We start from the raw sequence: 14521 nt of genomic DNA on the forward strand, positions 1-14521 counted from the left end.
TGGGTTCCAATCATAACCCGGGCAAAGAACCGGACAGGACAGGAGGAAAAACAAGTGGCATTAATGGAAACGATTCAGAGAGAGATTCTGGAAGAACGGCTGGAGCAGGAAATGAGCGATCTGGCAAAGGAAATGTATGGAAAGACGATTGAAGAGACAACGGATAAGGAGCTGTATTATGTGCTTCTGAACCTGACAAAGGGGATGATGCATGCAACGATTCCCACGGACGGAAAGAAGAAGGTTTATTACATCTCCGCGGAATTCCTGATTGGGAAGCTGCTCTCCAACAACCTGATCAACCTGGGAGTTTATGAGAAGGTGGAGAATATTCTGAAGGAAAAGGGCAGGGAGCTGTCCAGGATTGAAGAAGCTGAGCCGGAACCCTCCCTGGGAAACGGCGGCCTTGGAAGGCTGGCGGCCTGCTTCTTAGATTCCATAGCAACGCTGGGACTTCCCGGAGAAGGAATTGGGCTGAACTATCATTTCGGCCTGTTTAAGCAGGTTTTCAGGGATAAGCTGCAGACAGCGGAAAAGGATGAATGGCTGGAAAAACAGTCCTGGCTGACCAAAACGGACACCAGCTTTGACGTTTATTTCGGAAAACAGAAGGTGACCTCCAGACTTTACGATATCGATGTGATCGGCTATGACAGCGGTGTAAACAAGCTTCGTCTGTTTGATTTGGAAACCGTAGACGAGGATCTGGTAAAGAAGGGCATCCAGTTTGACAAGGAGGATGTGGAGAAAAACCTGACACTGTTTTTATATCCGGATGATTCCGACGAGGCCGGTAACCTGCTTCGTATTTATCAGCAGTATTTCATGGTAAGCAATGCTGCCCAGCTGATTTTAAAGGAAATGAGGGAGAAGCATTATGACCTGCGCAAGCTGAACGAGCATGCGGTTATCCAGATCAACGACACCCATCCTTCCATGATCATTCCGGAGCTGATCCGTATCCTGGTGGAGGATAAGGCGTTCACCATGGATGAAGCCATCGATGTGGTAAGCAAAACCTGCGCTTACACCAATCATACCATTCTTGCGGAAGCGCTGGAAAAATGGCCCTATGCTTACCTGCAGAAGGTGGTTCCCCAGCTCATCCCCATCATTGACGAGCTGGATAAGCGGGTGAAGGCTAAATATAAGGATCCCAAGGTACAGATCATTGATAAGGATAAGAGAGTCCATATGGCTCATATGGATATCCACTACGGCTTCTCCGTGAACGGCGTTGCGGCGATTCATACGCAGATCCTGGAAGATACCGAGCTGCATCATTTTTATGAGATTTATCCTGAGAAGTTCAACAACAAGACAAACGGCATCACCTTCCGCAGATGGCTGCTTTCCTGCAACAGGGAACTGGCTTCCCTTATAGAGGAAACAATCGGCAGCGGCTTCAAGAGGGATGCGGATGAGCTGGAGAAGCTTCTGGAATATGGCAGCGATGCGGATTTCCTGAACCGCATGGAAGCCATTAAAAAGGAGAAAAAGCAGGCGCTGGCTGCTTTTATTAAAGAAAAGGAAGGCGTGGACATCGATCCTGGTTCCGTCTTTGACATTCAGGCCAAGAGGCTTCATGAATACAAACGCCAGCAGATGAATGCGCTTTATATTATCCATAAATATCTGGAAATTAAAAAAGGCAAAAAGCCTTCCACACCGGTAACTTATATTTTCGGAGCCAAAGCGGCGCCTGCTTACATCATTGCCCAGGATATCATTCATCTTCTCCTGGTGCTTCAGGATATTGTAAACAACGATCCGGAGGCCAGCAAATATATGAAGATCGTAATGGTGGAAAATTACAATGTAAGCTATGCGGAGAAGCTGATTCCCGCCTGCGACATTTCCGAACAGATTTCCCTGGCATCCAAGGAAGCTTCAGGAACCGGCAACATGAAATTTATGTTAAACGGAGCCGTGACACTGGGAACTGCGGACGGAGCCAATGTGGAAATCCATGATCTGGTGGGTGATGATAATATCTATATTTTTGGCAGGGATTCCGAAACCGTGATCGACCATTACGAAAAAGCGGATTATGTGTCAAAGGATTATTATGAGAAGAGCCCCGTTATCAAAGAGGCGGTGGATTTCATCATCGGAAAGCAGGCGATGAAGTCCGGCCATAAGGAGAATCTGGAGCGTCTTTACAAGGAGCTCCTGAATAAAGACTGGTTCATGACGCTTCTTGACCTGGAGGACTATATCGCAGTGAAGGATAAGATGCTGGAAGACTACAGGGACAGAGAAAAGTGGAAAAAGATGATGCTGGTGAACATCGCAAAAGCAGGCTTTTTCTCTTCGGACAGAACTATCAGGGAATACAACAGGGATATCTGGAAGCTTAACTGAGAAGGGGTAGTTTGATGCGGTATCGCAGGCGGGCCGGCGATATGCAGGAGGTAGAGATATGAGAAGAAGTGGTATTTTAATGCCTGTTTCCAGCCTTCCTTCGGAATACGGAATCGGTGCATTTTCAAAAGAGGCTTATGAGTTTGTTGATTTTCTGGAACAGGCGGGGCAGAAGCTGTGGCAGATACTCCCGCTGGGACCGACTGGCTACGGGGACTCCCCGTACCAGTCTTTTTCCACCTTTGCCGGCAATCCCTATTTCATTGATTTGGAAAGCCTGGTGAAAGAAGGCTGGATTACCTGTTCGGAATGTGATAGAATGGATTTTGGAGAGGATGAATGTTATATCGATTATGAAAAGATGTATCATTCCCGCTTCAAACTGCTGAAGAAAGCCTTTGACAGAAGCGGAATCGAAGAGAATGCGGACTATCAGGCATTCGTAAAGGAAAATGAATTCTGGCTGGAGGACTACGCGCTTTACATGGCCATCAAGGATTCCCTGGGCGGCGCAAGCTTCCTTACCTGGGACGAGGATATCAAGCTTCGCAGGAAGGAAGCCATGGAGGAATACCGCGGCAGGCTTTCCGAAGTAATTGCATTTTACAAGTTCCAGCAGTTCCTTTTTGCAAAGCAGTGGTTTGCACTGAAGGACTATGCCAACAAAAAAGGAATAAAAATCGTGGGGGATATCCCCATTTATGTGGCCCTTGACGGAGCGGATACCTGGGCAAATCCGGAGCTGTTCCAGTTAGATGAGGACTGCACACCCCTGGCGGTGGCAGGCTGCCCGCCGGATGCTTTTTCGGCGACCGGACAGCTTTGGGGCAATCCCTTATACCGCTGGGAATACCATAAAGAAACGGGCTATGAGTGGTGGATGAAGCGCATTGCCTACTGCTATAAGCTGTATGATATTCTGCGCATTGACCATTTCCGCGGCTTTGAATCTTATTATTCAATTCCCTATGGAGATCTCACCGCAGAGTTCGGCCATTGGGAAAAGGGACCCGATTATGACTTCTTTAAGACCTTGAAGGAGAAGCTGGGCAAAAAAGAGGTGATTGCGGAGGATCTGGGCTATCTGACCCCTGCGGTCCTGAAAATGGTAAAAAAGACAGGCTACCCGGGCATGAAGGTGCTGCAGTTTGCCTTTGACCCGAGAGAAGAAAGTGATTACCTTCCCCATAATTATACCAGGAACAGCGTGGTATATACGGGGACTCACGATAACCAGACCACAACGGCCTGGGTGGAGGAAATCGGAAGGGCCGACAGGGCCTTTGCCAAGCAGTACCTTCATGTGAAAAGAAGTAAGGATGTGCCGGAAGCCATGGTGAGAGCGGCGCTTTCCAGTGTTTCCGATACAGCCGTTATCCCGGTTCAGGACTGGCTGGGACTGGGAGCTGAGGCCAGAATCAACACTCCCTCCACCCTTGGGGAAAACTGGAAGTGGCGTCTGAAAAAAGGCCAGTGCAGTGCCCAGCTTGCGGAACAAATCCACACGCTGACCAGACTGTACGGAAGATAAACAGCTGCCGGTAAACTAAAAAAGCAGGAATACTGCCCTTCCCGGCCCTCGGGCTGCTTACGGCAGTATTATAATACAAGACAGGAAAAAACCGCCGCCGGCGGTTTTTTCTGCTTAAAGAGGAGGGCAGAGACAGAATAAGAATACAGCAATAGTACCGAACATTCATATTAGATTACAAAATAAGAGGGAGGTATGGGGATGGAAAAACAGAAAATGAATCACTTGGAAAAACCGGAAGGCTGGAGCCATGAAACATCAGGGGAAGGTTATCCGCTGCTTCTGTATTTGGAAGAGGACGGAAAAGGCGTGGATTGGAACCAGGAGAAATATCCCTGCTTTTTCTGGCAGGTAACGGTGAACCAGGGTACGGAGCATATGGACATTGCCGAACGGATGAGGGAGCTTGTGAAGACCTATCCCATTGACGAAACGAGGATTTATTGCGCCGGGGCAGGCCGTGCGGCCAACATGCTCTGGGAGATGATGGGAGCCTATCCGGATCTGTTTGCAGCCGTGGCTGTTTCAGGAGGCGCGGGCCAGACCTGGAAGGTCAGAAGGGCATCCTACGTTCCCGCCTGGATTTCAGGCAGGGAAAACGACAGCTACTGTCCGGCAGGCGGACAGGTATGGTCTGAACAGGGCAAGCTGCTCCACGGATGCCTGACCCTGGCAAGGAGCCTCAGGGCGGCAGGAAACGAAAGAGTGCTTTATGCCCAGAAGCCGGAAATGACAGGAGAAGAGCTGCTGGAACAGAAGGAGGTTCTGGACTGGATGTTTTTCAGAAGCAAACGGGAGGGCTGCCGGATTGACATGGTCCGCCCCGGCGTCTTTAAGCTGCAGGATTATACGGGAAGCTCCTTCTATGTGGTGGAAGGAAGCAGGGCGGCCCTGGTCATCGACACAGGCTTCGGCCCGGAAGCAATAACCCCCTGGATCAGGAAAATCACCCATCTGCCTCTGGAGCTTGCCCTGACCCACTGCCACGGCGACCACATGTACCATGCGGATGAATTTGAGACGGTCTACCTGTCCTCCAAAGAAAAAGACGTACTGGAAATCATGAAAAAGACCATGCTCGCCGGAAGAGACATCAACTACGATGCTGTCCTGGACATCCCAGACGGCACAATGATTGATCTGGGCGGCTGCGGCATTGAAGTAATGGAGCTTGCGGGCCATACGCCGGGCAGCGTGGTATTCATCGACCACACCCACAAGGTGATTTTTACCGGAGATGCCATCGGTTCCGGCCAGATGGTACTCCTCCAGCTGGAACCCTGCATCCCGCTTTCGGAATACAGAAAGAATCTGCAGCGCTTCTATGAACGCCTGGAGGAAATGGACGATTACGTCCTCCTGGGAGGACACCTGGAGCAGGAAGGCGGCTACCCCTTCGGAACGCCATATAACCCTTCCCCCTATAATCCCCTGGGAAAAGAAGTGGTACAGGATATGATGGAACTATGCGATATTTTTGACAGCGACAAAGTAAAAAAAGAAGAACTCCCGCCCGACAGGCTATGCGAAGAACCATCTTACCTCGGCTTCTTCGGCAAAGCCGGCCTACAGGCCCGCCGCCGCCAGTTCTGACATAAGTGAAGATTTTTTCGGGACGGACCGAGTCCCGAAAAACTTCTTCACCGAAATCCAATCCCACTACTTCCGCTCATCACACCAACCCACTTAAAAAGAGAGAGACTTCCGCCTTCCTGGAATAACAGAAATCATCCCCCTTTTAATCCAACACTATAATAACCATGTCCTCCACTACAGACCACACTAATGTTTTCTTAAGAAGAGAAGTTGCGGCCATAGTCGGATGGGGCTGGTTTTGGGGCGGGGATGGGGGCGGGCGGTTCCGGCGGGGGGATGGCGGCTTTGGGGACGGAGGCTGGCCGGAGGGGCAGGGGTTTTGTGCGTTCCGTCGGGAAAATGGGGTATTACTAACAGTGCCGCAGGTATAAAGTGCTGTCTAAATGGCTTGAACTCCTCACTTCGTTCGTCAGACAAAGCCAAAAGGGCAGACAGAACTTTATACCTGCGGCGCTGTAAGTAATATCTCCCATTTTTCCGTAATCCACTTTCAAAACCCCTGCCCCTCCGGCCAGCCTCCGTCCCCAAAGCCGCCATCCCCCCCGCCGGAACCGCCCGCCCCCATCCCCGCCCCAAAACCAGCCCCATCCGACTATGGTTCACAACCTTCCTCCCATCTTAAGAAAAACATTAGGAATTTAAGATATGGTTTCGTTGATTTTTTGGGGTATATCATATATAATTTATCCATACGTTTATCGTGAGGGGCACTGATAGAGACAGGGAGAATAAAATGAGTGATAAAGATTGGACGGACCTGGGGAATAATATCAGGGACATGGTGGATGATGCAGTCAAGTCGCAGGACTTCAGAAGGCTGAATGAGAATATATGCCGCACGGTAACGGACGGGCTTGACACAATCAGCAGGAATATTAAGAAAAATATAGGTTATGGTGAAAATCAGGGACCTTATCAGAACAATAACGGACAGTGGGGTCCTCCATACAGCAATGGGCCGGCAGGACCGGCCGGGTCTAATCCGGGAGGGCCTTATCAGAACGGGGCCGGCGGCTGGCAGCAGGGAAATCCCGCGCAGGGCGCCCCGGGACAGGGAGCACCCTGGGGACGCCAGAACGGTATTCCGTATGGAACCCCGGCTTCCGGACAGTGGCAGTATGGACGTCCGGCGCAGAGAGTTCAGAATACCAGCGTGCAGAATGCATTTAATTCAGCGAAGAACAGCCTGATGCAGCATCCGCTGTTTGCCAAGACCTTCGGGGCGCAGGCCGGAGGCACCGCGCTGTCGGCGGTGGGCTTTACGGTGGCCGGATGTTCTGCGTTGGGGATACTGATAATTGCGCTTGTGGGCATTGCCAGCACCTGGCTGCCCGGCATGACGATAGCCATTTCTATTCTTGCCCTGGTTCTGGGCGGTTCCAGTATTATGGCCTGGAAGGGAACCTCCATGCTCGGCAGGGTGAAGCGGTTCCGTAAATATGTGGACGGTCTGAAGGGGCGCACCTACTGCAGCGTTAAGGAGCTGGCGGAGCATATAGGGAAAAATGAGAAGTTTGTCCGCAATGATCTGCAGAAGCTGATTAAAATCGGCTGGTTTAAGCAGGGACACATGGATCGGCTGGAGACCTGTCTGATTGTCAGCCATGAAACCTATAAGCAGTATGAGGAGACGCAGAGGCAGCTTGAGGACAAGCAGAAGCAGGAAAAAGAAAAGGCAATAGAGATGGAAAGACAGACCGGAGGCCTTTCCGATGAAGTGAAGGAAATGATAGAGACCGGAAATAATTATATCGCCCAGATTAAGAAAAGCAACGATGCTATACCGGGCGAGGAAATTTCCGGGAAAATTTCCCATATGCAGGTGATAGTCGAGAAAATTTTCCAGAGAGTGAAGGAACATCCGGAATTTGCTCCGGATCTCCATAAGTTTATGGAGTATTATCTTCCCACTACTGTTAAGCTTCTGGACGCTTATGAGGAACTGGACAGGCAGCCTGTTCAGGGAGAAAACATTAAAAACGGCAAAACGGAGATTGAGAAAACGCTGGATACGCTGAATCTGGCATTTGAGAATCTGCTGGACAGCCTGTTCGAGGATACGGCATGGGATGTTGCCACGGATATTTCCGTACTGCAGACGATGCTGGCACAGGAAGGGCTGACCGAACCGGGTATGAAGGCAGGAAGCTAAGACTGATCAAAGATAAAAGGAGCATAACAAAATGAGTGAAGAATTCAAGGATTTTACTGCAACGCCAACATTGACGCTGGATCCTTTTCAGGACAAGGCGGCGCCTGTGCTGCAACAGGAAACTGCGCTGAAGCCGGAGGAGGCTGGCTGGGACGACAGTATGCTCACCGTGGAAGAAAAACAGATGGTGGACGATTTTGCAAAACAGATAGATCTGAAGAACTCCAACCTGATATTACAGTACGGCGCAGGCGCCCAGAAGAAAATGGCCGATTTTTCCGAAAAAGCCCTGGATAATGTTAAAACACAGGATCTGGGCGAGGTCGGGGAGCTTCTCGGAAGCGTAGTTTCAGAACTGAAAAGCTTTGATGCGGAAGAGGAAAGAGGCGTTTTCGGGCTTTTCAAGAAATCCGCGAACAAAATCACGGCGATGAAGGCGAAATATGCGAAGGCGGAAACCAATATCAATAAGATCTGCCAGGTATTGGAGGGCCATCAGGTGCAGCTGATGAAGGATGCGGCTACCCTGGATAAGATGTATGAACTGAATAAGACCTATTTTAAAGAGCTTTCCATGTACATTCTGGCCGGCAAGAAGAAGCTGAAGGAAGTACGCGAGGGTGATTTGGCAAGGATTACCGCCAGGGCACAGCAGTCAGGCCTGCCTGAGGATGCGCAGGAAGCCAGGGATCTGGATTCCATGTGCAACCGTTTTGAGAAGAAGCTTCATGATCTGGAGCTGACCCGCATGATTTCCATCCAGACGGCGCCGCAGATCCGTCTTGTACAGAATAACGACACCCTTATGGTGGAAAAAATACAGTCCACTTTAGTGAATACCATTCCTCTGTGGAAAAGCCAGATGGTTCTGGCCCTTGGCGTGGAGCATTCCACACAGGCCGCTGCGGCACAGCGTCAGGTGACCGATATGACGAATGAACTGCTCCGCAAGAACGCCGCCACACTGAAAACGGCGACAATTGAGACTGCCAAGGAATCCGAACGCGGTATTGTGGATATGGAAACCCTGAAGATTACCAACGAATCCCTGATTTCCACACTGGACGATGTAATGCGCATCCAGCAGGAAGGCAGACAGAAGCGTCAGGAAGCGGAAGCGGAAATGGCCCGTATGGAAAACGAGCTGAAATCAAAGCTTCTGCAGATCAGCGGCTGATTGCCGGACGAAGCAGGAAACGGGCTTTAGTAGTTTGAAATATAACTGTGAGGGTATTGAACAGATATCCTTTTAAATTATGAGTGTTTCAGGCGGCACGGAATAGCATTTGGCTATGCCGTGCCGCTTCTTTATATCCGTGGAAAATACATCCTATGATTAGAAAATATTCTGTATAATCGGACTGCGGTGGAAGGCAGGGAGGCGCTTGAAACGAAAAGCATTTTCGCCCCATGATGATATTTATATCCAGTATTTAAGGAATATGGAAAAGCATGATATGCCGGTGCAGCATTATCATGACGGCTATGAAATTTTTCTGATGCTGGGAGGAAAGCGTTATCTGTTTTATGATAACATATGCTTCACCCTGGAACGGGGGGACATGGCTGTTCTCAGGCCATTTGACATCCATTATGCACAGAGCCGGGATGCTGAATATTATGAGCGGTTTGTATTGAACTTCAGTGAGACAGATCAGGACGGCGCTTACCTACATAAATCAGCATTATAGGGAGAATCCGGGGTTGGAGGAGATAGCCGGGCGTGCAATGTGAACAAATATCATCTGTGCCATACCTTTAAGGAGATTACCGGGGCTACCATGCTGGAATATCTGAATAATGTGCGGCTGTCAAAGGCCCACAGTCTGCTGATGGATACCGGATACAGCATGGAGGAAATTGCGCGGGAAACAGGCTTTTCTTCATCTCTGAATCTGTCCCGTGTTTTTAAAAAGGCATATGGCATGGCTCCCACACAGTTCAGAAAAAGGAAGGAATCAATGCGCTGAAAGATAAGCGCGGTTGTTTAGCAATATCTGCTGTCCCTTTTTTTATATCCGCAATATCTGTATGTTTTTTCGCTGCGCAGCGCTTATAATGGTATATCTGCGGGAAGGTGAAAAGAATATGGATGAAATATGGAATGTAAATGATTTAAGCACAGAGAGCTTCAGGCGGTTCAGGCAGCGGTTGACGCCTGTGCCAGGGCGTGGTGGCGGTGTCGGAGGGAGACTGGTTTTCAGGGGCGATCTATAATTATTCTCCGTTTATTTATGTGAAGGATTGTACCGATATTGCGGCTGCGGGGAAAGGTGTGAGGAAACGGCGCTGCTGTCGGAATTTAAATCAAGGGCCTGCCCGAGCATAAGCTGAAAAATATCAGTCTAGAAAACATAAAATTAAAAGCGGATGAAGCATTTATCTGCAGCAATGTGGAACCCATGGAATTGAAGCAGGTAAGCGCAGAGGGAAGGTGCAAAAGCACTTTTCATATTTCCATACGGCTGACGTTTCTTTTGATGGGAAGGCGATTGTCAGCCATTACAATGCCTTCACTCCTTTTTCGGCAGTGATTGCAGATGTGGAAATTACGCCGCAGCTTACATGCGGCCGCTGGAGCGCTGAAACAGAAGTATTCGTATGCAATGTGAGCGGACGGGAAATGGAGATCAGCGTGGAGGTTAAGCTGGCCGGATGCTGTATGGAAAAGACGGTGACAGTGGGCGGCGGCTGTAAAGAACGTCTGGTTTTTGCTATGGAATTTGACGAAGTGCAGGCATGGTCCAATGCGCAGCCCGCTCTCTACTTTCTTCAGGCAGTGTTGTCGGTAAACGGAGAGCCAGCGGATGATTTGATTGAACGGGTGGGCTTCAGGACAGTAACCCTGGACGGTTCCAAAATCATGGTAAACGGCGAGGCTGTGTATTTGAAGGGCTTTAACCGCCATGAGGATTATGCTTCCGGGCTGTGCAATCCCGCTTCAGCTTATGGCGCAGGATATGGATCTGATGCAGGAGGCGGGAGCGAATGCGCTGAGAACCTGCCACTATCCCAACGATGAAAGATTCCTGGATCTGTGTGATGAACGGGGAATCCTGGTCTGGGAGGAAAATCATGCCCGTGGACTGGGGCTTGAAAGCATGCAGAATCCCAATTTTGACAGGCAGTGTGAAGACTGTATCCGGGAAATGATTGAAAATCATTACAACCATCCTTCTATTATTATCTGGGGAATTTTAAATGAATGTGCAAGCGAAACAGAAGAGGGGAGGGAAAAATATGCCAGGCAGTATGCGCAGATAAAGAGCATGGATGCCTCCCGGCCCACTACCTCGGCTACCTGCCGCCATTTTACGGATATCAGTCTGGATCTTCCTGACATTGTATCCTTTAACATGTATTCCAGCTGGTATCAGCCGTTATATTTTCCGTTATTTTTGAAGCGGTGAGGATGGAACGCGCAGTGGCTAGGAAAAATGAAGTCCCTGCTTCACCAGCATGTTGATGGCTTTGGCAGTAAAGGCGGATATGGTCTGATCCTTTTTCATCAGTGTTCCGTCCAGAATTCTTTTCCAGCCATTTTGATACCTCATGTCCCGCAAGGCAGTATCTGGCCCTTCTGTCCTCCGTGCTACCGGAAAAGAAGGTTTCTCCGGAACCGTATTCGGAAAGGGACGGGATATTCTGTCCGTTGTCCGTCAGCTTCAGCCAGGTTTCATTGCTGTACGGCTCGCGGTAGTCGTTCTGCACAGCCAGCCCCTCATCAAACCATATGGGAATGGATGAGGGGCCCGTGCTGTTCTGATAGATCCGCTGGTGGGTTTCCGCGTGGGTCATTTGGTGGGCGAGAACGTCTGCAAGAGCCTTTTTAGTTTTGTCATATTTCTTCCACAGTTGTTTTCTGCCTTTCTTCGTATTTTTTCAGCGCTTCCTTGAGTTCATTTTCAGGAATGGAGCTGAGTGTGGAATTATGGTAGGCAGGATTGCAGGTTACGTCTTCAAGAAACCAGTCAGGAGGAATAAAAGCGTTGGCCTCTTCTTCCGTAGGAAATTCTACTTCTGCGATAACAAGCGGTGTGAAAGGTTCGAGGAAAACATCCAGCTCAATCGTATAGGGCTCCAGTGGGATGAGATAACGGCGTTTGCCTATGATATTGCCGTCCGCCTTTTGAATTAAATGGCGGTAGGCTTCTTCATTCAGGGGAAGATTGTATTCCTCCCTTGCCATAAGGCCTTTGCCCTTGTAGGTAAGATAACAGGTGTCGTCCTCCCGGCGGACACGGACAACCGGATTCGTATTCAAATAACCCTGCTCAATGAGATGGTGCGGATATTGTGAGAGATTCCCCGGGATGCTGCGTACGGTGAATTTCCGTTCTATTTCCATGATAAATACCTCTTTTCTCCCGCTTACCGGGCGGGCCCTGTGTCAGCGGCGGGCCAGTACAGCCCGCCTGTCTCCAGTTTAGCATACGGTGGGTCCGAACACAAATAATGTAAACAAAATTAAGGAAATATTCACAGTTTTTTTATTGGATATTGGCCGGATTTTTGGTACAATGAACAAGGGCACAAAGAGTAGGTAAAAAACATAGTTGAACATATTGAGTTCGGGATTGGAGTGTGAATAATGAGCAGAATCGGTATTTTTTTTGCGGAGGGTTATGAAGAGGTTGAGGCTTTAACTGTGGTGGATCTGGCCAGAAGGGCCGGACTTGAAATCGATATGATTTCAGTGACCGGCGGCCGGGAGGTCACGGGTTCCCATAGTATTACTGTAAAAATGGACAAGGTATTTTCCGAAGTTGATTTCGGCGGGCTGGACATGCTGGTGCTCCCGGGCGGGATGCCGGGGACTAAGAACCTGGAGAACTGTCAGGAACTGATGGAAAAGCTGGATGAGTTTTATGCGTCAGAGAATAAATATGTGGCTGCAGTCTGTGCGGCACCCAGTATTTTCGGTCACAGAGGCTATCTGAAGGGCAGAAGGGCAACCTCGTTCCCTGATTTTGAGTGCCATCTGGAAGGTTCCGTGGTTACCCACGGTTCGGCCGAGGTGGACGGGAATGTGGTTACTGGCCGGGGAATGGGATGCGCAATTCCCTTCGGGCTGGCTATAGTGGAGCTGTTCCAGGGAAAAAATGCGGCGGATGCGCTTGCAGAGAAGATTGTATACACAAGATAAGAAAGAATAGGTAACTGAAGGACACCCGGCAGTTACGGAAAAGGGAGTATTAGCAGCAAATGAATATTTTATTTTTTCTTACCCCTAAAAGCGACGTGGCTTATGTGGAGGAGGACGACAGTCTCCGACAGGTGCTGGAAAAAATGGAGCACCACGGGTATGCGGCTGTTCCCCTGCTTTCCTCCGAGGGAAGATATATCGGAACCATTACGGAAGGAGATGTGCTCTGGAAGCTGAAAAAGGAAGGCTTTCCCGAGCTTCATGAGATGGAAGAGATTTCCGTCATGGAAATGATACGTAATCGGGATAATAAGCCGGTGCATGTGAATGTGGATATGGAAGGCCTTTTGGATAAGGTGATGCATCAGAATTTTGTCCCGGTGGTGGATGATGATAAGGTATTTATAGGTATTGTTACAAGAAAGGACGTCATTCAGTATCTGATGGATGAGCTGAAAAAGAAAAAAAAGACGGCCTCCCAGGAAAAAATCCAGATTATGGCACCTGCGGGAAACTGAAAAATCGGTAAGGGCTGAAAGAATGACGTGTTTTACGACAGCTTTATATTCCGGAAAAAAATCCCGGCTTGCATTAAGCAAGCCGGGATATCTGCATTCAGAGAGAGTTATTTCATCTGCTCTTCCTGTTTTCTGATCATTCTACGAACCATTTCTCCGCCGATAGAACCAGCTTCTTTGGAAGTAAGGTCTCCGTTGTAGCCCTCTTTCAGGTTAACGCCTAATTCAGAAGCTACCTCTGTTTTAAAACGATCCATTGCTGCCTTTGCTTCAGGGACCTCTACTCTATTAGATCTGTTTGAACTTGCCATTTGAATTCACCTCCGTAATTTTTGTTTCTTTTTCTTTGTTTTATTTAGATAAGCAAGCGGCTCCATCCGTTGTGCCGCTCGCTTATCCAGGGGGATGTCTGAACTTGCGTGTCGGCGTTCCGTTTGTTTCCGTCGCTTATCTTGATGTTATTATTTGCGGAATTCATTTAATTATTATGACAATTATTGGGAAATGATTTTTTAAAATTTAAGGTGTGGGAAAGGATTAAGGGAAGGGAGAGGGGGAAATATAGTGCGATGCGGAGTGCGTTAATGGTGGAAGTGAATTTTTAAACGAGTGATAGGGTTTGGGTGGCGAGGAGGGTGGCTTCTTCGGGGGAGTGGGTGACAAGGAGGACGGTTTTGGGGGTGGGGGAGTCTGCGGCGGTTTGGAGGGCGGTTTGGGTGTAGGTTATGACCTGGAGGCGGGTCTGGGCGTCCAGGCCTTTGAAGGGTTCATCCAAAAGGAGGAGATCGTAGGGGGCTAAAAGGGCGCGAAGGAGGGCGACGCGGCGGCGCTGGCCTCCGGAGAGTTCGCGGACGGGCTGGGCGGCGCAGGAGAGGATGCCGGTGGCTTCCAGGGCGTCGGTGATGGCGCGGCGGGGAAAGTGGGTTCCGGCAGTAAGGCGGATGTTGGATACGGGGCTCAGGTTGTCGCAGAGGCGGTCTTCCTGGAAGACGGCAGAGATGCGTTGGTTTGTAAGGCCCAGGATGGTGCCGGAATCTGGGGTCTCCAGGCCCATAAGGATGCGCAGGAGGGTAGTTTTGCCGGCGCCGGAGGGAGCCATCAGGGCTGTGATGGAGCCGGCTTTGACGGTGAGGCTTAAGTTGTCCAGCACTTTTTTGTCCCGGTAGCTTTTGCAAAGTCCGGTAATTTGGATATTGGCGGGCATAGGAATCTTT

15 protein-coding genes are annotated in these 14521 nt (G+C 49.6%); 11 read left to right on the forward strand and 4 right to left on the reverse strand.

Annotated features, from left to right (window positions below):
- Positions 1-63 precede the first annotated feature (63 nt).
- From FYJ45_RS01855 to FYJ45_RS01895, 9 genes are all read left to right on the forward strand, one after another.
- The gene (locus FYJ45_RS01855) at positions 64-2364 is read left to right on the forward strand and encodes a glycogen/starch/alpha-glucan phosphorylase (protein ID WP_154463286.1); all 2301 of its coding nucleotides are present in this window, start codon (positions 64-66) and stop codon (positions 2362-2364) included.
- A gap of 58 nt (positions 2365-2422) precedes the next feature.
- The gene (malQ, locus tag FYJ45_RS01860) at positions 2423-3895 is read left to right on the forward strand and encodes a 4-alpha-glucanotransferase (RefSeq protein WP_154463191.1); all 1473 of its coding nucleotides are present in this window, start codon (positions 2423-2425) and stop codon (positions 3893-3895) included.
- Positions 3896-4096: 201 nt separating this feature from the next.
- Positions 4097-5488, forward strand: coding sequence for an MBL fold metallo-hydrolase (locus FYJ45_RS01865; protein WP_195841608.1), 1392 nt, complete (start codon positions 4097-4099; stop codon positions 5486-5488).
- A gap of 736 nt (positions 5489-6224) precedes the next feature.
- On the forward strand, positions 6225-7643 hold the full coding sequence (locus FYJ45_RS01870) for a 5-bromo-4-chloroindolyl phosphate hydrolysis family protein (protein ID WP_154463193.1): 1419 nt from the start codon (positions 6225-6227) through the stop codon (positions 7641-7643).
- Positions 7644-7674: 31 nt separating this feature from the next.
- Positions 7675-8820, forward strand: a complete 1146-nt coding sequence (locus FYJ45_RS01875) for a toxic anion resistance protein (RefSeq protein WP_021638408.1) — start codon at positions 7675-7677, stop codon at positions 8818-8820.
- 208 nt (positions 8821-9028) lie between these two features.
- On the forward strand, positions 9029-9334 hold the full coding sequence (locus tag FYJ45_RS01880) for an AraC family ligand binding domain-containing protein (RefSeq protein WP_154463194.1): 306 nt from the start codon (positions 9029-9031) through the stop codon (positions 9332-9334).
- Between the two features lie 39 nt (positions 9335-9373).
- Positions 9374-9613, forward strand: coding sequence for a helix-turn-helix transcriptional regulator (locus FYJ45_RS01885; protein WP_154463195.1), 240 nt, complete (start codon positions 9374-9376; stop codon positions 9611-9613).
- Between the two features lie 464 nt (positions 9614-10077).
- Positions 10078-10665, forward strand: coding sequence for a glycoside hydrolase family 2 protein (locus FYJ45_RS01890; protein ID WP_195841609.1), 588 nt, complete (start codon positions 10078-10080; stop codon positions 10663-10665).
- Positions 10604-11053 carry a glycoside hydrolase family 2 TIM barrel-domain containing protein gene (locus FYJ45_RS01895; protein WP_195841610.1) on the forward strand — a complete coding sequence of 150 codons (450 nt, stop codon included), beginning with the start codon at positions 10604-10606 and terminating at the stop codon, positions 11051-11053. The genes FYJ45_RS01890 and FYJ45_RS01895 overlap by 62 nt, the downstream gene beginning before the upstream one ends.
- Before the next feature lie 18 nt (positions 11054-11071).
- On the opposite strand, the gene FYJ45_RS31315 is transcribed toward FYJ45_RS01895, so the two are convergent.
- Positions 11072-11206 carry a hypothetical protein gene (locus tag FYJ45_RS31315; RefSeq protein ID WP_268890893.1) on the reverse strand — a complete coding sequence of 45 codons (135 nt, stop codon included), beginning with the start codon at positions 11204-11206 and terminating at the stop codon, positions 11072-11074.
- Positions 11207-11481: 275 nt separating this feature from the next.
- On the reverse strand, positions 11482-11991 hold the full coding sequence (locus tag FYJ45_RS01905; protein ID WP_235930501.1) for a CYTH domain-containing protein: 510 nt from the start codon (positions 11989-11991) through the stop codon (positions 11482-11484).
- A 243-nt stretch (positions 11992-12234) separates the two neighbouring features.
- Here FYJ45_RS01905 and FYJ45_RS01910 point away from each other — a divergent pair, with 243 nt between their 5' ends.
- Both FYJ45_RS01910 and FYJ45_RS01915 read left to right on the forward strand, forming a co-directional pair.
- Positions 12235-12789 (forward strand): DJ-1 family glyoxalase III, encoded by a 555-nt coding sequence (locus FYJ45_RS01910; RefSeq protein ID WP_154463199.1) that lies wholly within the window; start codon positions 12235-12237, stop codon positions 12787-12789.
- Positions 12790-12848: 59 nt separating this feature from the next.
- A complete protein-coding gene (locus FYJ45_RS01915) occupies positions 12849-13307 on the forward strand; it encodes a CBS domain-containing protein (RefSeq protein ID WP_154463200.1) in 459 nt (152 codons plus the stop codon).
- 107 nt (positions 13308-13414) lie between these two features.
- On the opposite strand, the gene FYJ45_RS01920 is transcribed toward FYJ45_RS01915, so the two are convergent.
- Positions 13415-13618, reverse strand: a complete 204-nt coding sequence (locus FYJ45_RS01920) for an alpha/beta-type small acid-soluble spore protein (RefSeq protein WP_021638421.1) — start codon at positions 13616-13618, stop codon at positions 13415-13417.
- A 290-nt stretch (positions 13619-13908) separates the two neighbouring features.
- Entirely contained in the window at positions 13909-14511 is a 603-nt protein-coding gene (locus FYJ45_RS01925) for an ATP-binding cassette domain-containing protein (RefSeq protein ID WP_154463201.1), read from the reverse strand.
- Positions 14512-14521: the final 10 nt, after the last annotated feature.

Source organism: Eisenbergiella porci, from assembly GCF_009696275.1.
Lineage (GTDB): Bacteria > Bacillota > Clostridia > Lachnospirales > Lachnospiraceae > Eisenbergiella > Eisenbergiella porci.